Origin of the sequence: Streptococcus sp. HSISS2, assembly GCF_000448665.1 — a bacterium.
GTDB classification, from domain to species: domain Bacteria; phylum Bacillota; class Bacilli; order Lactobacillales; family Streptococcaceae; genus Streptococcus; species Streptococcus raffinosi.
In genome coordinates this window covers 85,136-105,324 of record NZ_CM002133.1, presented here as the reverse complement: position 1 = coordinate 105,324, position 20,189 = coordinate 85,136, and the positions used below count along the sequence as shown (strand labels likewise).

General features: G+C 36.3%; 18 protein-coding genes and 6 pseudogenes. 18 read left to right on the top strand and 6 right to left on the bottom strand.

Features of this window, described 5'->3' with window-relative positions:
* Window positions 1–4 precede the first annotated feature (4 nt).
* The 8 genes and pseudogenes from HSISS2_RS00580 (at window position 5) to HSISS2_RS00550 (ending at window position 8,749) form a co-directional block, all read left to right on the top strand.
* Window positions 5–2,509, top strand: coding sequence for an ATP-binding protein (locus HSISS2_RS00580; RefSeq protein WP_021144862.1), 2,505 nt, complete (start codon window positions 5–7; stop codon window positions 2,507–2,509).
* 11 nt (window positions 2,510–2,520) lie between these two features.
* A pseudogene (locus HSISS2_RS00575) lies at window positions 2,521–4,399 on the top strand (conjugal transfer protein).
* A 1-nt stretch (window position 4,400) separates the two neighbouring features.
* On the top strand, window positions 4,401–4,625 hold the full coding sequence (locus HSISS2_RS00570) for a hypothetical protein (RefSeq protein WP_021144858.1): 225 nt from the start codon (window positions 4,401–4,403) through the stop codon (window positions 4,623–4,625).
* Window positions 4,626–4,641: 16 nt separating this feature from the next.
* Entirely contained in the window at window positions 4,642–5,754 is a 1,113-nt protein-coding gene (locus HSISS2_RS00565; protein WP_021144857.1) for a CHAP domain-containing protein, read from the top strand.
* 168 nt (window positions 5,755–5,922) lie between these two features.
* Complete coding sequence (locus tag HSISS2_RS11555; protein WP_021144856.1) at window positions 5,923–6,657, top strand: hypothetical protein; 735 nt, start codon at window positions 5,923–5,925, stop codon at window positions 6,655–6,657.
* Window positions 6,658–6,662: 5 nt separating this feature from the next.
* Window positions 6,663–7,055 (top strand): hypothetical protein, encoded by a 393-nt coding sequence (locus tag HSISS2_RS11550; protein WP_240472030.1) that lies wholly within the window; start codon window positions 6,663–6,665, stop codon window positions 7,053–7,055.
* A 202-nt stretch (window positions 7,056–7,257) separates the two neighbouring features.
* Window positions 7,258–7,530 carry a helix-turn-helix domain-containing protein gene (locus HSISS2_RS00555; RefSeq protein ID WP_042766867.1) on the top strand — a complete coding sequence of 91 codons (273 nt, stop codon included), beginning with the start codon at window positions 7,258–7,260 and terminating at the stop codon, window positions 7,528–7,530.
* 10 nt (window positions 7,531–7,540) lie between these two features.
* Window positions 7,541–8,749, top strand: coding sequence for a site-specific integrase (locus HSISS2_RS00550; RefSeq protein WP_021144855.1), 1,209 nt, complete (start codon window positions 7,541–7,543; stop codon window positions 8,747–8,749).
* Window positions 8,750–9,095: 346 nt separating this feature from the next.
* Here the strand turns inward: HSISS2_RS00550 and HSISS2_RS00545 are convergent, their stop codons facing one another.
* A complete protein-coding gene (locus HSISS2_RS00545; RefSeq protein ID WP_021144854.1) occupies window positions 9,096–9,596 on the bottom strand; it encodes a hypothetical protein in 501 nt (166 codons plus the stop codon).
* A gap of 136 nt (window positions 9,597–9,732) precedes the next feature.
* Here HSISS2_RS00545 and HSISS2_RS00540 point away from each other — a divergent pair, with 136 nt between their 5' ends.
* Together HSISS2_RS00540 and HSISS2_RS00535 are read left to right on the top strand one after the other, a co-directional pair.
* Window positions 9,733–9,921 (top strand): hypothetical protein, encoded by a 189-nt coding sequence (locus tag HSISS2_RS00540; protein WP_014713950.1) that lies wholly within the window; start codon window positions 9,733–9,735, stop codon window positions 9,919–9,921.
* Window positions 9,914–10,524, top strand: a pseudogene (locus tag HSISS2_RS00535) (Fic family protein). The gene HSISS2_RS00540 and the pseudogene HSISS2_RS00535 overlap by 8 nt, the downstream one beginning before the upstream one ends.
* 192 nt (window positions 10,525–10,716) lie before the next feature.
* Here HSISS2_RS00535 and HSISS2_RS00530 read toward each other — a convergent pair.
* Both HSISS2_RS00530 and HSISS2_RS00525 read right to left on the bottom strand, forming a co-directional pair.
* Complete coding sequence (locus HSISS2_RS00530) at window positions 10,717–11,472, bottom strand: SDR family oxidoreductase (RefSeq protein WP_021144853.1); 756 nt, start codon at window positions 11,470–11,472, stop codon at window positions 10,717–10,719.
* 13 nt (window positions 11,473–11,485) lie between these two features.
* Window positions 11,486–11,734, bottom strand: a pseudogene (locus HSISS2_RS00525) (acetyl-CoA C-acyltransferase); the annotation flags it as partial.
* Between the two features lie 121 nt (window positions 11,735–11,855).
* On the opposite strand from HSISS2_RS00525, the pseudogene HSISS2_RS00520 reads away from it, so the two are divergent.
* Window positions 11,856–12,217: pseudogene (locus HSISS2_RS00520) on the top strand (MerR family transcriptional regulator).
* Window positions 12,218–12,641: 424 nt separating this feature from the next.
* Here HSISS2_RS00520 and HSISS2_RS00515 read toward each other — a convergent pair.
* Window positions 12,642–12,971, bottom strand: coding sequence for a helix-turn-helix domain-containing protein (locus tag HSISS2_RS00515; RefSeq protein ID WP_008536009.1), 330 nt, complete (start codon window positions 12,969–12,971; stop codon window positions 12,642–12,644).
* A gap of 102 nt (window positions 12,972–13,073) precedes the next feature.
* Between HSISS2_RS00515 and HSISS2_RS00510 the strand changes: the two genes are divergently transcribed.
* The gene (locus HSISS2_RS00510) at window positions 13,074–13,199 is read left to right on the top strand and encodes a hypothetical protein (RefSeq protein ID WP_021144850.1); all 126 of its coding nucleotides are present in this window, start codon (window positions 13,074–13,076) and stop codon (window positions 13,197–13,199) included.
* A 40-nt stretch (window positions 13,200–13,239) separates the two neighbouring features.
* A complete protein-coding gene (locus HSISS2_RS00505; protein WP_021144849.1) occupies window positions 13,240–14,610 on the top strand; it encodes an MFS transporter in 1,371 nt (456 codons plus the stop codon).
* Window positions 14,611–15,149: 539 nt separating this feature from the next.
* Here the strand turns inward: HSISS2_RS00505 and HSISS2_RS10565 are convergent.
* Window positions 15,150–15,725, bottom strand: a complete 576-nt coding sequence (locus tag HSISS2_RS10565) for a helix-turn-helix transcriptional regulator (RefSeq protein ID WP_021144848.1) — start codon at window positions 15,723–15,725, stop codon at window positions 15,150–15,152.
* 157 nt (window positions 15,726–15,882) lie between these two features.
* Here HSISS2_RS10565 and HSISS2_RS00495 point away from each other — a divergent pair, with 157 nt between their 5' ends.
* The 5 genes and pseudogenes from HSISS2_RS00495 to HSISS2_RS11545 all read left to right on the top strand — a co-directional run bounded on the left by HSISS2_RS00495 (window position 15,883) and on the right by HSISS2_RS11545 (window position 19,661).
* On the top strand, window positions 15,883–16,326 hold the full coding sequence (locus HSISS2_RS00495; RefSeq protein WP_021144847.1) for a hypothetical protein: 444 nt from the start codon (window positions 15,883–15,885) through the stop codon (window positions 16,324–16,326).
* Window positions 16,327–16,603: 277 nt separating this feature from the next.
* Window positions 16,604–17,026, top strand: coding sequence for a hypothetical protein (locus tag HSISS2_RS00485; protein ID WP_002888288.1), 423 nt, complete (start codon window positions 16,604–16,606; stop codon window positions 17,024–17,026).
* A 2-nt stretch (window positions 17,027–17,028) separates the two neighbouring features.
* Window positions 17,029–18,057 carry a replication initiation factor domain-containing protein gene (locus HSISS2_RS00480; protein WP_021144846.1) on the top strand — a complete coding sequence of 343 codons (1,029 nt, stop codon included), beginning with the start codon at window positions 17,029–17,031 and terminating at the stop codon, window positions 18,055–18,057.
* A 59-nt stretch (window positions 18,058–18,116) separates the two neighbouring features.
* A pseudogene (locus HSISS2_RS10560) lies at window positions 18,117–18,375 on the top strand (helix-turn-helix domain-containing protein).
* Between the two features lie 70 nt (window positions 18,376–18,445).
* Window positions 18,446–19,661, top strand: a pseudogene (locus HSISS2_RS11545) (tyrosine-type recombinase/integrase).
* Window positions 19,662–19,771: 110 nt separating this feature from the next.
* Here the strand turns inward: HSISS2_RS11545 and rpsI are convergent.
* Complete coding sequence (rpsI, locus tag HSISS2_RS00470) at window positions 19,772–20,164, bottom strand: 30S ribosomal protein S9 (protein ID WP_002888293.1); 393 nt, start codon at window positions 20,162–20,164, stop codon at window positions 19,772–19,774.
* Between the last annotated feature and the right edge of the window lie 25 nt (window positions 20,165–20,189).

The following is a 20,189-nucleotide window of genomic DNA, read 5'->3' as shown; positions in this document are numbered from 1 at the left end:
TCCTATGAGTATTACCTTAACCTATCCTATTAGGGAAACCCATGAAAATCTAGCCCTCAAAAAAGATCGAACGGTGGTCGCTTATTACCGCATTCCCAATACTCCCATCACCATTACAGATGAAGAGAAAAAGGGGAAACACAAAATCACAGTTGCTCAGATGATGAAAAAGCTCCAGAAAAACAAGTCCTTTGAGATTTCACTCATTCCCAAAGACTATCTCTTAGAAGAGAAAATGAGGGACTTTTCAGAAGCATTGGCAGATGATAGCCGTGAACTGGGAGAAGAGCTCCTTCTTTACACGGTTAATCGTCTCACGGATGAAATGGAAATTCCTTATCAGTTTGACTGGGTCGTGGGAGTGACCTTACGCAAACAAAATCATGGGGCAACGGTGAAAGACTTGGCTTATGAGAGCTTTAATGAGTTCTCGGAAAAAATCGCAAAAGGTCTTGGCTACGAATACGCATTGAGTCCCACATGGTATGACGATTACAGAAGTGATGAATTCACTATTTTCCAAGCTTTCTCTGTCCTACGTGCTAAACGTCTGACCAATGAGGAACTCTTCTACTACCAGCGGATGCAATATCTCCGCTATATTCCCCATTACAAGAAGGAGGTCCTCGCTAATCGCTCCCAATTTAATATCACAGACACCCTAATTAAAGTCCTAAAAGGAGGCTTCCTCAAGCTCGAAAGTCCTTATGGTTCTTCCTTTGTGACCATTCTTCCTGTTGGAAAGTTTCCTGTGCAATTCAACGGCTTTCACTTAGGCGAATTTGTCCAACGCTTGAACTTTCCCGTAGAACTACGTATCAAGGCAGAATTTATTGATACTAACAAAATCAAGGGGAGAATGGGACGTTCCAATACCCGTTATCGAAACATCATGGAAGAAGCTGACAACACAGACACCGTCCAACAAGACGAGATCATCATGGGCTCTATCTCCCTAAAAGACCTGATGAAAAAAGTCGGAAACAAGGAAGATATCATCGAATATGGGGCCTATCTCATTGTCTCAGCTTCTAGTGTCAATCAGCTTCGTCAAAGACGACAAGTTGTTCTCAACTATTTTGATGATATGGGCGTTGAAATCAGTGAAGCTTCGCAAGATGGCCCATACCTCTTTCAAGCTCTGCTTTATGGAGAAAACCTCCAAAAGAAAACTCGCACATGGACACATATGGTCACAGCCCGTGGCTTTTCAGAACTCATGCCCTTTACCAATACGTCCTCAGGGAACCGTATCGGTTGGTATATCGGACGAGTAGACAACTGGACTGGCCGTTGGGACACTATCGCTAAAGCTATTGATTCCTCTAAAAATATCGTTCTCTACAATGCCACAGTCGGAAATAAAGAAGATATCGCTGGAAAGATTACCAAGAACCCACATATCATTATTACGGGTGCGACAGGACAAGGAAAATCTTTCCTCGCTCAGATTATCTTTTTAAGTGTAGCCTTACAAAATGTCAAAACCCTCTATATTGACCCCAAACGTGAACTTAGAAATCACTATCAAGAAGTAATCAACTCCCCTAAATTTGCAAGACGCTACCCTGAACGTAAAAAACAGATTGACAACTTTAACTTTGTGACACTAGATAGCTCACTGCCATCAAACCACGGAGTCCTAGATCCCATTGTAGTCCTTGATAAGGAACAAGCCGTAGAGGTCGCAAAGAACATGCTCGAGTTTCTCCTACAAGCTGTCGATGACGTAACAATGGACCAGAAAACAGCCATCACAGAAGCCATTAACGCTATCGTAGAACGTCGAGTAGCTGGTGAAAACGTCGGCTTTAAACATGTCCTAGAAGCTTTAAGACAGGCTTCCTCATCTGAAATTGCCTCAGTGGGTCGCTACCTGACGTCCATTGTGACAAACTCCATCTTGGAACTCGCCTTCTCAGATGGCACAACCCCAGGACTTAACTATGAGTCCCGAGTCACTATCCTAGAAGTCAATAATCTCAAGCTCCCAAAAGATGACTCCACAAAGATTTCAGACCATGAACGAAACTCTATTGCCCTCATGTTTGCACTTGGAGCCTTTTGTACCCACTTTGGCGAACGAAATGAAAACGAAGATACCATTGAGTTCTTTGACGAAGCCTGGATTCTAATGAAATCCGCAGAAGGAAAAGCCGTTATCAAAAATATGAGACGTATTGGACGCTCTAAGAACAATACCTTGGCACTGATTACACAATCAGTCCACGATGCAGAAAATGACGATGACACGACTGGATTTGGGACCATCTTTGCCTTCTATGAAAAATCTGAACGTGAAGATATTCTCAGACACGTCAATCTCGAAGTCACTGAAAGTAACCTCGAATGGATTGATAATATGATTTCTGGTCAGTGCCTTTACTACGATGTCTACGGTAATCTCAATATGATTTCCGTTCATAATCTCTTTGAAGATATTGATATGCTTCTAAAACCTATGAAAGCAACAGTGTCTTCAAGTCTTGAAAATAAATACGCTAGTTAGGAGGTGAACCGATGCAAGAAGCTTTTGCCAAGCTAAAGGGAGTGGATATCTTCTCCCTAAAGTCCTACATGGAACCAACCAACTTTGGCTCCTTTAATGGGGCCTGGGTCCTCATTAATGAACTCTTCGTTAACCTCTTCTTTTTCATTCTCAATGCCGTCGTTGGCTTCTTTTCCCTCCTCATTCGCATCTTAGAAAAGATTGATCTCTATGCCACCTATAAAACCTATGTCTTTCATGGGGCAAGCAGTATTTGGCACGGATTTACTGGCTCTAATACTGGCAACATTACCAACAAATCACTTGTAGGCACCTTGCTTTTGGTTTTAGCTTTCTACCTGTTCTACCAATATTTCTTTTCAAAAGGTTCCTTTTCAAGAACACTCCTCCACGTCTGTCTAGTACTCCTATTAGCTCTGGGGTACTTTGGGACAGTTGCAGGAACTTCTGGTGGTCTCTATCTCCTTGATACCGTTAATAACGTCTCTAAAGACGTTACCAAAAAGATTGCAGGAATTAAGGTGGACTATGCCAAAGACAAGTCGATTAAAATTGGAAAATCGATGTCGGATAGCTACATTGCAGAAACATCCTATAAAGCCTATGTCTTCGTCAATACTGGCCAAGAAAATGGAAAATACAAGAATAGCCAAGATGGCAAGGAAGAAGCCTTTGACGACAGTAAGGTCCTTGGAACTAGTGATAAGAATAGAAACTTCAAGGCAGTCAAAGCTAAAGACCGTTCCAAGTATTTAGACAATTTAGGAGATGGCGCCAACGATGATGGTGAAAAAACCGTTGGGTGTCAGCCATGCCAGACTTCATCTTCACTCGGATGTTCTATGTGATTTTTAAAATTGTAGAAGCCTTTGTATTAGCCGTCCCCATTATTCTTATCCAGCTCTTAAATGTAGTGGCTCAAATCCTTGTCCTCACCATGATTCTACTTTTTCCAGTAGTCCTTCTCATGTCATTCATTCCAAGGATGCAAGAGTTAGTCTTTGGAGTGCTTAAAGTTATGTTTGGGGGCTTGATTTTTCCAGCGATTACTACTCTCTTAACACTCCTTATTTTCTATATTGAAAAATGATAGAAAACATTGTCACAAATGGGTTTGATGGTGTTCTAAAAACCTTACCGTCACTTCTTTTATTTGGTCTTGTCTTCAAACTCTTAGTATCAGTGGTTTCTAAAGGTGTCATCTATTTCCTCATCTGGAGATTCAAAGGCCAACTCCTCCAATTCATTCTTGGCTCCAAAGCTCGAATGGTTGCGACAGATATTGGCACTAAAGTTGAACAAGGCGTCACAAAAACCAAAGAGGTCGCTTCACAAGTCCCAACACGAAGCCTTGCGACGGCTCAACACCTCGGAAACTTTGCATTGGCTGGTGCTGGTTTTGGGACTGGGGTGATGATGAATGCCAAAAGCCATTACCAAAATGCTGGTTCCTTCTTTACCCGTAAAGAACCAAGCCAACCAGAAACAGTTATGCCATCTGGACCAACAGAGGCTCCAACAACCCCAGAATCTCCAGAACCAATCATTCCTCCAACACAGACACCACCTGATAACTTCAAGCCAATTGAAAAAGAGAACCCATCACCTCCTAGCGAGTCACCAATCATGTCAGAAGGAACACCTAATCCAGAGGACGAATTCCAAACGCTCAGAGAAGAGTGGATTTCGCCATTCAAACAACACCGTATCAACATCCTAGAACGTAGATTGGATGCTTACAAGGACCCTCAAGCCATGTATAAAGCTCAAGGATCTAATGCCTTCACACGTGCTTATCGTCAGACTATGACACGAGACGATAAAATAAGAGCCAATATCGAGCGACGAGATCGTTTAACGCAACGCCTAAACCAATTGAGAGGAGAATAGAATGAATACTAAAATACGCTCAAGAACAGCCTTTCCAAGAATGCTTGAAGAAACACTTTTTAAGGCCTACCAAGAAGGGAAACGCTCCGTCGATTTCCTTCTTTTATTTCCAGTCTCAGAAAAAGACAGAGACCAGATTATTGCACAAACAAAAGCTCATTCCGTCGTCTTAGATGCCAAATGGCGCTTTGGGACTGTTCTATTTACAGCTTATATCAGACATTGAGTAGAAAGGAGAGCCAATGAAAAAACTAAAATGGTATCTATTATCTAGTCTTATTCCTCTCTTCTTTCCTGTTTTTATCATTATCATCATTATGGGAGCAGTCGGGGGAGGTAGCACTGGTGGCTCTTCTCAATCACTAAATGGGGCAACCTACACGGACCACTGGTCAAATGGAGATCCCTATACCCATAATTTACTCGTCCATCGCTATGGTATTAAAGCAGAGCAATTGGACGGGTTTTTAGATACTTTAGGAATCTCCTATGACAAGAAGCGCATCAATGGTAAAAAGCTTTTAGACTGGGAGGCTAAGTCTAATTTAGATGTTCGTGCTATTGTAGCGATTGCCTTAAATGAAAGCTCACTTGGAACAGCTGGAGTTGCTACAAATCCAGGCTCCAACATGTTTGGTTTTGGGGCATTTGACTCTAATCCAGAAAACGCCAATAATTTTAACGATGAAGTGGCAGTTGTGGGACTCACCAATCAGACCATCATTGGCAATAAAAACGAAACCTTCAAGGTCCAAGATGACAAAGCCCAAAAATTTGCGAGTGGTTCTCTCAATACATCAACAGATGGGGGAGTCTATTTCACCGATACTTCTGGCTCAGGAAAAAGGCGTGCTGAAACCATGCAAAAACTCGATACTTATATCGATGAGCATGGAGGCACACCTAAGGCCCCTAAACAAACGACAGGAAAAGCCAGAGATGGAGGTGGTATCACAACTGGGAATATTCCACAAGGCTACAGCCTCACCAAAGAAATCAATACTTCAAGCTATACAGGACTGTCTTATCCTTGGGGACAATGTACCTGGTTTGTCTACAACCGAGGAAAAGAGGTCGGTGTTAGCTTCGGAGAGTACATGGGAAATGGTGGTCAATGGATGAATGCCCCTAGTTACCAAACAACTCATACCCCTACCGAACACTCCGCACTATCTTTTAGCCCAGGACAAGCTGGAGCAGACCCAACCTATGGACACATTGCCTTTGTGGAACAAGTCAAATCAGATGGCTCTATTCTTATCTCTGAATCAAACGTTAAAGGTCTAGGAGTCGTTAGCTACCGTACCTTTGATGCAGAAACAGCAAAACAATTTACTTATGTTATTGGACACTGATGATGATTTTAATAATATTAATTTTTAATATTTTTAGTGTAGATACGTGTAAAATCAATACTAAATGTTATAATTAATACAAAAATGACTAGGTGATCTAATGAATGAAGTTACTAAATCAGAGAAGCAAAAAAGAGAATTAATCAAAAAAATTTACAATCTTTTGATTTGTTTATAAATAAGACAGATATCCAATCACTTAATATCTTTGAAATAAGTAGTCCTTTTGAACAAGCTCTCCCAAACATAATTGAGAAAGATTTACCCTTTGATATCTCAAACCTATTTGATACTAAGGGAAACATCCTAATCAACTTTTCAAATAAATATCTTAATCCTAACACTAAAATACTAGATCCCAATAATGGTACTCTATATGAGGTTGACTTTGACAGTCTAACTCCTGACACCAAAATGAAACTTCAAGACGGTACTTATAAAATTGGAGAATCTAGAAAAGTCGAGGGAAATCTTAGGGCTGTAATTGTAGACACAACTGATCATAAAACTCGTGTTGAAGATTTGACATTAAGGAAAGCGACCAATAATAACGAAAATCAGGTCACTAGTGATCTAATCGCTCAAGCTCAGCTTAAACAAATCTATAACTTACTGTTAGACATCAAAGAAAGCCAAGATTATCAGATCCTATGGGATCGAAACAATAGTATACTATCTCCATTTTTTTCAGCTCGGACAAAAGTTATAGAAGCCAACAATAGCAAAGATTTTATAGAAAAAATTAAGTTACTAAAGGAGGCAAATACATTATTTGAAGAGTCAGTAAGTGTCATTAAATCTGATATAATTTCAAATAGAGATGAAATTATTAAGAAAACCAGCCAACCAACATACCTTCAAGCTTCTTTACAAAAGCATGCTGATTTTTACTTCATGACATAGAAATTATGACTAAAATTGTTGGTATGCAAATTTATATAGATTTAACATTAAATAATGAGGAAATGGCACATGACAGGCTACTATCTTTTGAGGGTTCAATGGAATTAGTTTCTAAACAAGATATTCCATACAAAGTAAGTTATTTAAAAGAACTGGCAAAGAAACTTCCTTACCTAAAAAATTCAAAATGGATTACGAATAATAATATTCCAAAAATAAGTTTGTTAGAATTAATCCATAATCATTACAGCTACACAAAAAACAATATTGACTTATTCAATACTATTAATACTAAATTAATTGAATTCCACCAAGTTAGTAACACTAAATTAAGTAATACTGAAACAGCAAAAATCGAAACGGAGAAAAAAAATGACACTAAAAACGAAGAAGTGTAAAAAATGTAAAAAAATAATCTCATCACCTACAAGAATACCAATTTGTGATTCATGTCGTAATACATACAAACATTGGGCACTCGGAATATCTGGGCTTGCTTTGCTAGGTCTTATCAAAACACAAACAGATAAAAAGAATTAATCTTTTTGACAGTAGAAGAGTATTTTACTCTTCTTTTTATTTTTGAGAGGAGAATAATATATGCTAGTACAATTACCACAAGAACAAACAAAAGAAATTCAGCAAATGATTGCAACACTAATAAAGAATGAAATTCATCATTTTAAAGAAGATATTGGGGCTGATAGCCCTTTTCTAAACAAAAAACAGACTTGTAACTATCTAGGAGTCTCTAATAATACACTTGATATTTGGATCGCAATGGGACTGCCCTATATCCGAATTGGAAAATCTATTCGTTTTAACAAGGAAAGTATCAATCAATGGATGACAAGATTAGAAATCAGCGCATAAGGAGGTAAATATGTCTATTAAGAAAACGAAAAACGGAACTTATCAATTAAAAATCTATGTTCCCTCTGATGTTCGAGGGAAACTGGGTCTGGGGCAATATTATGAAAAGCGTTTTAAAACAAAAAGGGAGGCTAGAGAGGCTGAACTTAAATTTGCAGTGAATATAGAAAAAGCAAGAAATAATCTTCCTGTTGATAAAAAGGAAGAAATCACTTTTGAGAACTTTTATAAACAAATTTGGTTAGAACCATACAAGGCAGGTCAAACCACAACTACAATTAAACCACCAACAAAGGCGACTATTTTTCAAACAGAAAACATATTCAGACTACATATCTTACCTATTCTAGGTAAATATTCCATTGAATACCTAAATAATAATAAACAACTTATTCTTTCACTACTCACTCCCAAGGCAAATAGCTATGCTAATTTCAAAGTGATTAGAAGCTATGTTAACTCCGTGTTTGATTGGGCTGAGGAACTAGACTATATTCCTTCAAATAAACTTCGAAAAACAATTAGTAGAATTAAAGCTAATAAAAAGATTCTCCTTAAAGAAAGCAAACGTGAGGAAGATCTTTCCCTAGATAAAGAAGAGTTAACATCTTGGCTACTAGCTTTTGATAAAGATTTAGAAAATGGGCTGATAGACCTAAAAGACTACACGCTCTTTTATACGACATTCTTCTTATCTGACCGAAAATCAGAAAGTTATGCTTTGCAATGGAAACACATTAATTTCTCTACTGGAGAAATACTTATCGAGCAAGCACTAGATCGTTTTGGTAATATCAAATCAACAAAAGGGAACAAAAAGACTATTTTTAAAGCTCCAGTTGAATTGATGGACTTATTGGAAAATTGGAAAATCAAACAGCAAGAAGAACTTAAACTATTTGGTCTACGACAAAATCAAAAACAGTTTGTTTTTACCTACAATGACAGATCAAACAACATTAACTTACCTCTCCATGTAGATTATCTAAATTACAGAATGAAATCCGTTCGACGTAGACATCCTGAACTTGCACCCGCATCTCCTCATAAATTAAGACATACTGGTGCTACACTCGCAAAACAAGCTGGAGTTCCACTAGAAGCAATTTCTGAAGCCTTAACTCATAGTGACAAAGAAATTACAAAGACTTATGTTAATACTAAAGATATAGTAAATCAAACTGTTGGTGAAATTGCATTTAGGAATCTTAAAAATTAGGTCAGGGAAATTTCAGGGAAATTTCAGGGAAATTCTCAGGGAAACTATAGATTTTTTGATAAAAAAGACACCCAAGAGATAACTCTTGAATGTCTTGAAACGTTGATATAATCGTATTGATTAACGTTTAGAGAACTGGCTAGCTTTACGAGCTTTCTTAAGACCTGGTTTGAACGACTTTTGTTTGACTAAATTTCAAAAGTCTTTAATATCAAGCATTTCTACGCTTTTCTGAAAGCGTTATTTCAATTAATCTCAACTAATTTCATCTGAATGGTGTGAATTTTACCCCAAAATTACAAAGAATTGAGCTGATAAATACTAAAAGTTCACACCATTGGTTAAATTATTTTTTGTTACGTACGTTTTTCTTAGATGATAGACCTCCTAATTTATTTCTTATAGCATTTGAGCAAACCTCCGTTAGAGGTTCTCCTATTGCCTCCTTGTAATTAAATCCCAATAATTGCATAGTCTTTAAAGTATCCTTATTAAGTAAAGCAACTAATTGTTTCATTGAATCTTCTTTCCCATCTTCAACACTAGTAAATGAAGATAGCAGAGAAATAACCTGTTCTAAAGTGTTGTGCAAATACTCAATATCTTTATCATCAATATGTACTTTTTCATATTCTTCTTTATATGCCTGAGCAATTCTAATTGCCTGTTCTCGTTCCGAAAGTAACTCATTTACAATTTCATCATAAGTATTTCGTAATTTATCAGCATTACGTTCTTCCTTTAATGATTGAATTTTACTATTCACTAGTGTTGTTGTTCCTTTAAATGTTAGAGTTCCCAACTCAATCCCTGCTTTTACTAACGCTTCTGTAATATATGCCTCCATGCTACACCCCTGCTATTTCTTTTTATGATAAAATTATTTTATCATAAATTCATACTTTAATAACAGTCTCTATCCTTTAGGTGAAAATACCGATTTTATGGTATAATAAGGATAACTCTATGCAAGGAGGTGTGCCATGACTCTTGATGTAAATAAAGAAGAATTAACAATTTTAGGGATTCCCTTTGATAACTTTTCAGATTTTGATACTGTCTGGTATGCTATTGGGTCATCAATGATTGAAAATTATGAACCTACTGTTCAAGATGTGATTGATTTAAAAACTTATGTTATCAACAGACGAAAGGAATTGAATATTGGTTAAAAATCAATACGAAGGCTATGAGTACATTGACCCCAATCACCAATATACCTATCCAAATTCTACAGTCTTAATCAACAAACAAAATATTACAAATATTGAAGAAGCCTACCGGAATGAGCATTTATTCGTTACTAGAAGGCTTGCAGACTTGCGCTTGAAAACCATAGAAGTCTACTCCATTAGTGATATTTTAGCCATTCATAAATATTTATTTCAAGATGTCTATGCTTGGGCGGGACAATATCGCAAGGTGAATATCTCAAAAAGCGGGAATCCCTTTATGCCAATACAATCTTTCAGTACTGCCCAAGACTATATCAACCATCTTATTCATACCTATTATCAAACTGCTAATTCAAAAATAAAATTATTAAACAATTAGCAAAAATTCTTGATAATCTTAATTATTTCCATCCCTTTCGAGAAGGGAATGGACGAACTCAACGAGAAGTTATTCGTTCCTTAGCACTATCAAAAGGTTATTCTGCACAAATACGTGTGGAGCAAGATGACGAGGTTTACAATCTTTATATGGACGGAACAGTCTATGGAGATTTAGGAAAGTTAGAAGAACTACTTGGTAAAATACTGGAAAAATTGTAAATTAGTCTACAAAAATACTTCTATATTTTTAAATATCCTAAATATCACAGAAAATTATAACTTACCAAGGTTTAAATCATAATAGATAGACAAAAAGCTTCTGAAATCTAACATTTCAGAGGCTTTTTTCTTGTCATAAAATGGCTGCAACTATTATTATTCAATACATATTATCTCTATTTATTAAAATAATTAATGATTAAGTAGTGGTCCACTAAGATGAAATTCAAAATTTGTAACATCAACTAAACCAACAACTTTGTCACTTTGATATAATTCCATCAAAAATTGTGCCATCTCTTCACTTGTGTGATATTTAGCAAAATACTCATCATAATTGTATTCTTTCGAATCTGTAGCAACTTGACCGAATTCCGTTTTTGTGGCAGCTGGAGCTAAAACCTTAGCTTTTAATTGATGTTGATTTGCCTCTAGTTCCAATGCCAAGCCTTCTGTAAAAGCACTGACATAAAATTTACTTGCACAGTATGTAACTGCATTTGGAACCATCATGTATCCGCCTCTAGATGATAAGTTAATCAATTGAGCGCCTTTACAATCTTTATAATCTCTCACATATAGAGTTGATAGAATTGTTAAAGCTTCAATGTTTAGATGGATTAATGTTATTATCTTTTCTAAATCTTGAGATTCAACCTTATCATAATTTCCAAAACCAGCATTATTTATTAGAGTAGTAATGTAATATTTTTTCAAGCTTTCATAAAGAGCAAAAACATTACTGGACTTCGATAAATCAACAACTTTAATAACAACATCTAAATCCGGATAATGGTTCAAAATCTCTTGCTTCAATTTTTCTAGTCGTTCTTGACGCCGAGCAATTAAAATAAGATTCGTTCCTAATTTTGCAAATTGTCTTGCTGTCTCCGCTCCTATACCAGCACTGGCTCCAGTAATACAAGTATAATTCTTCGTTTGTTCCATACTATTTTCTCCTTTACAGATTGCTATTTGCATTTTTTATAAGAGTCGCTGCTCCCATTCCGCCACCGATACACAGAGAAGCGATTCCATAATTTCCTTTATTCTCAATCAACTCATAAATTAGAGTAGCCAGTATTCTACTTCCTGAAGCTCCAACTGGATGCCCTAAAGCAATGGCACCACCCTTAGGATTAACCTTATCCATATCATTGATTCCCAATTGTCTTATGCAAGCTATTGATTGTGCAGCAAATGCTTCATTTTCCTTTGATACTATGTAGCTTACATAGTAAAGTGCACTTTATGTCAAGAGAAAACTGAATTTTTTTGATTTTTTTAAAAATTATGCTAAAATAATAAAAAATAAAGGGGGGGAAAATATTATGGCTCACTATTCTATTGGAGAATTTGCTAAAAAACTGGACTTCCTATTCCCACACTTCGATACTATGAGCAAGAAAAATTGATTTACTCACACAGAGAAGAAAATAATCGTAGATACTATGATGACTCTGATATAGCGTGGACTCAATTCATTATTAGATTAAAAAAGACGGGAATGTCTATCAAAAATATGCAAGAATACGCTGACCTAAGATATAAAGGAGACTCCACAATTCCTCAACGACTTAGACTACTATTTTTTCAACTTGATGAACTTCATAAGCAACAAACTGAAATTAACCAACATATTGATTTTCTTGAAAAGAAAATTAAAACTTATTTAGGTATTAATCCTAATTAGCACCATTATTATTTTCTTTATCTAAAAAAGGGATTGACAATAAAATTTCAATCCCTTTTTGAACATCTCGTATTTGAATGAATTTCAATATATGCTTAATATCAATGTTTCCCCACGTTTTCAGAAAGAAATATTTCATCTAATTTGGGTAACTTTCAATTGAGTGGTGTGAATTTTACCCTAAAAATACACGAATTGAGCTAGATTTTACCAAAAAGTTCACACCACTATTTAGATGATTTTTTATTTTGCCTGTTTTTACCTATGGTCTTACCCACGACAAAAATTATAGAGCCAAAAAACCCTAGTCACACATTTGAACTAGGTTTTTACGTTGCTTTGATTAACAAGGTTACCAAATCTTTCAGAATTACATTTTCTATTTTATAGGAAAAATATTAGTAATAAATTATGTAAATTCAATCTAATTACTATAAGTTTGCTCCCATTTTTTCATTTCTTCAACGATACTTCTTAGAGCAATACCTTTCTTTGTCATTTTATATTCAACCTGTGGAGGCGATGTCGGTAAAACTTTTCTTGATAAAATGCCTTCTTGCTCGAAATCATGTAACCGTTGAGCTAATATTCTAGGATTAATACCTTCTACACTACGCAAAAGACTACCATAATGTATATTACCATCAATAATTTCAGATAAAATCTCAAGAGTAAATTTACCCTTTAGTAAATTCAAGACCCTTCTTGCTGGACAAATTGATTTTTTCAAAGGTTGCATCTTGCAAGTCTCCATTCATTTCCTCCTTTTTTGATAGTTACTATACTTTTTTTCCCTTCTTGTTTCATAAATAATTACATGATAAGTTTATTATATCACTTGAAGGGAAAAATCACTATGGATATTATAACTAAGTTTGACCGTATTGAAGATATTCTCGGTAGTCCTGATGGAAGATACTTTGGTACTGGATATACTCAAGTAAAATATTTTCAGAAAGTTAAACATATTGCTTTTGATTGATAAATGAAAATTGGTTTGATGAAATAACGGAGGAAGCTTGATGAAAAAAACAAATACAAAAGCACCAGCTTATCTACTTTTTATTCTTTCACTAGGATACATTATGGCGGTCCTAGATACAACTGGAGTTGTTCTTGCAGTGCCTCATATTGAAACAGCTATGAGCGTCTCATTAGAGCAATCCATTTGGATTATTAATGCCTATACACTAGCTTTAGGGTCTTTGCTCCTACTTTCAGGAAATTTAACAACAAAATATGGTGCTAAAAGAATTTTATTAATTGGAATGACAATTTTTACACTTGCCTCGTTAGGGTGCTCTTTTTCACCAAATATTGAAACATTAATTATACTTAGATTCATTCAAGGTTTCGGTGCTTCGTTGTTCATGCCAAGTTCATTAGCACTTTTATTCATTTCATACCCCGATTCTACTAAAAGAGCACGTATGTTAGGAATCTGGACAGCAATTATTTCTGTTGCAACCGGTACTGGTTCTTTTATTGGTGGACTAATTATTAACTACTTCGGATGGAGGGGTATTTTCTTGGTCAATATTCCATTTGGAATTTTGACAGTAATTTCAATATTACTTCTCGTGAAAAATAATATTGCCAATCTAAAGACCAGAATTGACATCTTTAGTAATATATTTCTGGTTACAACTATCGGAAGTCTAGTTATTTACCTTGTTGAAGGGAATCAATATGGTTATAGTAACTCAAATCTTTTATTGTTTCTTCTCCTATTTATATTATTTGCTATTGGTTTAGTAGTCCACGATAAAAAAAGTAAAGCACCTATTGTTCCCCACCAACTATTAAAAAATGCTAAGTTTATTGTCTCTAATCTATTAGGTTTAGTAGTTAACATTTCACTATATGGCATTGTTTTGGTGCTAGGACTCTATTTTCAAACTTATTTAAACCTTTCCTCAATGGTTTCTGGACTCCTCATTCTACCAGGAATGATTGTCTTAATTATTGGTAATTTATTTTACGCACGTGCTGTAAAACGATTTTCCGTGGGAAGCCTCGCTACTGTCTCAATTATTTTTGCCATTGTAGGAGCAGCAGGAATTTTTGGAATTGGAGTTCTTTTTCATGAAATTCAACTATACATCCTAATTCCTTTATTTTCTTTAATGAGTCTAGGTATCGGAGTGTTAACTCCAGCAACTACAACCATTCTTATGGAAGCTGCTGGTCAAGAATTATCTGGAATTGCTGGTGCAACTCTAAACGCTAACAAACAGATTGGTGGACTTTTTGGTACAACAATTATGGGGATTGTAACTACTAATTTATCCCATGATTGGAATATAGCCATCGTTGTCGCATTTTTGTTTAACGTGATAATGTATATTGCTACTTGGTTAATTGCTAGTCGTTACCTTTATGGAAAAGAATAAAACTAAACAGAACGCAATCAATTTAAAAGTTGATTGCGTTTTATATTATTTCTCAGCACAATTACTCCAATCATCATAATTTGCTTGATAAATAACTCAATTACTTTTGTCGCAAAGATTGTAAAATACCAACTACCTTATAACCTTGATGAAACTATGAAAAATGCATAAGCGTTAGTTCATATGATAAATTAGATAACACTCGTCGTGTTCCTTGGCTATCCTCAATATTGATTAAACTTCCCAAAAGAAAACCGTCATCATAATGAACTAGGCTACTATCAATTGCAATATCTCTTTTGAGTAGCTCTTCACTCATATCCTAAACCTCGCTAGCAATCGTTTCACTAGTCAAGTCTTTTAAATCTTTTACTAACTGATAAGTAGTATAGATTGTATTTGATATATAATTAATGGATTTTATTAGCTGTATTTCTGAAAATTACCATAAGTAGCTAAACATTTCTTTGCTCTCTGCCCTATAGCTTGCTTACTAAGAGTTTCAAAAAACTCAAAAAAACAGCTTCAAGGTAATTTCTTTATAAATTTATCTTTTCAAATCGAATAGCATCAAGTTCTTTGTCTGATTGTTCTTTATATAACGCAATCAGATTGTCGATTTTCTTCTGAATATCTTTTTCATATTTTAGAGTAATGAGGTCTATTTTATCCTCGTCAGACATAGTATTGTTACTTTCCAATTCCAATGCTTGATTGAGTTGCTCTTTCATATAAGTTTTTTGTTCTACCTCTCGCTGAAATTTTGAGTAATTAAAAAGACTTTGTAACAGCAATTCTTCTTCTGCCATTCGAGCATACTGAAAATCATTTGCCAAACGTTCCAAATGCTCTGCCCACTTTAAATCCCCCTTTTTTTCTCCAAACTCACTATAAGGAAAGAGTTCATCCACATCTATTTTTAGAGCTTTCGCAATATCTTCTAGGCGCTCCCAACTTGGTTCGGTAGTGCCTTTTTCATAGTTAATAATTGTTTGTTTAGTTACACCTAGAATTTTTCCCAATTCCTTTTGGGTCATTCCTGCTTTTAAACGGGCAGATTTAATATCAAGCTCCCCCGCTCGTAAGACATTGGCATAGTTATATAAAGCTGACATTGGATTTCACACTTTCTATTTAGGTAAAATTATTTTTACTTTTTAGTTGACGAGTAAAAATATGTTTTGTATAATGAAAACAATCGATAGGTAAAATAATTGTTTACCTCTTGATTATATAATATTTTACCTTGAGAGTAAATGGAAGGAGGCTAAAATGACACGCTTTTACGATTATCCCCAAACGGTTGAATTGGTTAATGGTTTGAACTCTGTCTCAACTTTAAAGAAATGGCGCTTAAAGATTGAACGCTTAACAGGACATACCTTTGAAGAAAGCCGAGTACGAACAGGCAAACGTTCTTACAGTAAGGTTACTCTCTTTACTGATAGTGACATTGAGCAGTTGCAACAGATTGCCTATTTAAAAGGCAATCTGGGACTAGAGAAAGCCATTCTCAAAGTCTATCCGCCAACCCGTGCCTCACCTGTTCCCTTGACTAAACAAGTACAGGGACTATCTGTTCAAGTGTCTCAACTGAACAATCAGGTTGAGGGACTAACCAGAGATAATCAAGTTCTAACCTTGCGCCAAACCTCACTGGAAAAGCGCATAGAGGTCTTAGAACACCCTAAGAAGCGAACACTCTTTGGCAAGTGAGCACGGTACAGCACCAACGCTGTGGGCGAGTGGTCAACACGGTAGCCCACAAGGCGGTCGGGGCTTGAAACGGGCGAGACTTGCCACTAAAATAAGTGCCCCACTACTAATAGGGGGTACGAACGTACACGAAAGTAGGGCTAACCCCTTGATACGTCTGGGGTTAAAGCCAATCAGTTGAAGTTTTCACTGAAATCCCTTGGAAGAGTAAGGCTCAAAGCCAATTCTGCGTACGTTTAGAAAAGATAACTACTTTAAAAACACAAAGGAGTATACGATGACAAACTTAACACTAACTGACACAACACTTAAACTTGGCGAATTGAACCTTGATAAAAGTCAATTCATGCTTCCTAAAAAAGTAGTGGTACTTTCTGCTCGTATGAGTTATAAGTATCAAGAAGTAAATGGCGAACAAGTCCGAACAGACGAACCATCCAAACTAGTTTGTAGCGTTCAAGATGCGGATAAAATCAAAGTGTTAAAAGAAATGAACATTGCCATTGAGGAACTCAAAGCGATTACGCTTGAAATTCATGACAACCTCGACAAAATCACAAAACTAGCAGAAAATGACGGGTTGCTTGATAAGACCGTTGAACTCGTCAATCCTCAAGTCCGTCTCATGTGGAACATGACTCGTAGTAACTGGTCTGGCGTAAAACTAGTGGCAAACGACCTTAAAATCTTTGGTAATTAAACATGGACAACAGCGTGAGGATTGACTACTTCGCTGTCACTGTTAAAGATGTTCCACCAGAGGAAGTTTTGGAAGAAATACTGCTCATTCCCCAAGATAAGTTTGTGCTTAATGCTTGGGGAATAAACAAGTATCAACGCCATTATGCTTGTTCAGACATCAAGGTTTACTTTAACCAAGTCTTAGATAACATGGGGGTCTATCTGGAACTTAAAGGAAAAGGTTGTCGTCAATATGAGGAATTTATGGCAGGTAACGTTAATAACTGGGTAGCTCTGGTCACACGCCTGTACCGCTATCAGGTCAACTTTACCCGAATAGATATAGCTAATGACATCTACGATAAAGCATTATCCGTTCAAACCCTCTATGCCTATTGTAAACGGGGCTTGTGTATCACGAGAGCACAATATATGGACTATCACGAGCGTTCAATTCTTGAAACGGGCGAACGAGTTGGTGAGACGGTCACCATAGGCGCACGAGGAAGTCAACAATGGTGTGTTTATAACAAACTCATGGAACAAAAAGGAAAAGGTAAAGTCACTGATGAGACCCATTCTTGGGTCAGAGCAGAGCTACGTTGTTGGCAAGGCAAAGCTAATATCATTGCTCAACAAATATACCTTAAAAAACCTTTGACAGCCATTTACTTTGAAGCTATCAACGGACACTACCGCTTTGTCAGACCTAATGACAAGGACACCAATAAGCGCAGAAGACAGCCGGTCAAATGGTGGCTTGATTACCTCCAGACGGAAACCAAAACTCGCTTGAGTATTGAGCGTACCAAGCCAACGCTTAGACAGTCAGAACAATGGACGGAAAAACAGGTCTCAAAGACTTTAGCCAAACTCTATGTGGCTAAATATGAGGCAACCACACTTGAAAGAGCAGACCAATTTCTCCAAGACCTCTTAAAGTTGGGATTATCGAAATTTACTAACAGCGATGAAAAGGAGATTGACCAATATGTCCGTGAACACCAGAGCTCCAACACTTGGGGCATACAAAAAGACGACTTGCCGTAAACAAATCGCCTTAGAAATAATAATCGCTAACATTATATCATGAAAGGACAGAAAAGACTATGCAAGTGATTTTACCAGACGAACAAATTCATCAGCTACAACTGTTAATTAGCCAGCTTATAGAAAACGAAATAAAAATAAATTGGATAGTAACAACATTGAAAGTCCCTTCTTGAACAAACAACAAACTTGTAAGTATCTAGGAATTGCCAATAATACGCTTGATTCTTGGATAAAAAGGGGTTACCAGTTATTCGAGTTGGAAAAACTGTCCGCTTTGATAGAGCCGAACTTAATCACTGGTTACAAAATCAGTAGCATTCTAACCGTGGCCTGATATAATGAAGCCACGGTATTTTTCTAGCTCAATTCAAAAAAGGAGAATACTATGTCAATTACAAAAACTAAAACGGAACTTATCGCTTACGTATCTATGTCCCAGAAGAAGTCAAATCCTCATTGGGAATTAATAAAAAAGTGATTGAAAAACGTTTCAAATTAAGGAGTGAGGCTAAAAAATACGAACTTGAATTACAAAACAAGATTGATAAAATTTTAAGCGGAGAATCAACCAAATTGGAAACAAATGGCTCAATCCTCTTTTCCGATTTTTATCACAATGTTTGGTGGGAATCCTATAAAGCAGGTCAAACAACATCTACCACAAAACCACCTTCACAAGCTACTATTGACGGTACCGAAATTGTCTTTAGAAAACATATCCTACCCTTGCTTGGTAATTATTCCATTGATTTTCTCAATCAAAATAAACAGGTTATCTTGAACCTTTTGACACAAAAGGCAGAAGAATATGCAAACTTTAAAGTCATTAGAAGTTACGTTAATTCTATTTTTGATTGGGCTGAGGAATTGGAATATATCGAAACTAATCGTCTCTCTAAAACAATTAGCCGTATTAAGGCAACTAAAAAATTAAACTACAAGAGAGTAAAAATGATGAAGATTTATATCTGTCACAATCAGAACTTCAAGCATGGTTCACCGCTTTTGAAGAAGATTTAGAAAACGACAAGCTCCTATTCAAAGATTATGTCTTACTCTATACAACTTTTTTCTTAGGAGATAGGAAATCCGAAAGTTACGCTTTGCAATGGAAACACATTAACCTAAAGAAACAAGAAATTCAGTTAGTGAAAGCCTTGGACAAGTATAAAAATCCAAAATCAACTAAGGGAAATAAAAGGACAACTTTCCATATTCCTATTGAACTAACTGATTTACTCTGTGCTTGGAAAAAACAACAAAAATTGGAATTGGCAAAATTCAATATTATCCAATCTGATGAACAGTATATTTTTACTTATATTGATACAAAAGGGAATGTTAATAGTCCCTTACACGCTGATTATCTTAATAATAAGATGAAGTCAGTCGAACGCCGTCATAAGGAACTAACACACGCTACACCTCATAAATTACGTCATACGGGTGCAACTCTTGCCAAACAATTTGGCACATCACTAGAGGACATTTCAGAAGCTCTAACGCATAGCGATACTCTCACAACTAAGACCTATGTCAACACTTCAAATGTCATACCAATGGCTGTTGGTGAAATTGCCTACCGTAACCTTAAAAAGTAATGGTGTGAATTTGGTGTGAAAAGTGGTGTGAATTTTGCTAAAAAAACATCAAAAAACACCCCATGGTGTGAACCATGAAGTGTTGATAAATGCTGTATTGTAGCCGTTTCTTAACGTTTAGAGAACTGGCTAGCTTTACGAGCTTTCTTAAGACCTGGTTTCTTACGTTCAACCATACGTGCATCACGAGTAAGAAGTCCAGCGCGTTTCAATGAATCGCGGAAGTCTGGGTCTACTTGAAGAAGTGCACGAGCGATACCGTGACGGATCGCACCTGATTGACCAGCGTATCCACCACCTACAACGTTAACGTGTACGTCGTATGAACCTTCAGTTGAAGTAACTGCGAAAGGTTGGTTGATAACGAGACGAAGGTCTGCGTGTGGGATGTATTCTTCTACATCTTTTTTGTTAACAGTGATTTTACCAGTACCTGGAACCAAACGTACGCGTGCAACAGCGTTTTTACGGCGTCCTGTACCTGCATATTGTGCTTGTGCCATTATATTAGTGCTCCTTTCCTCTTAG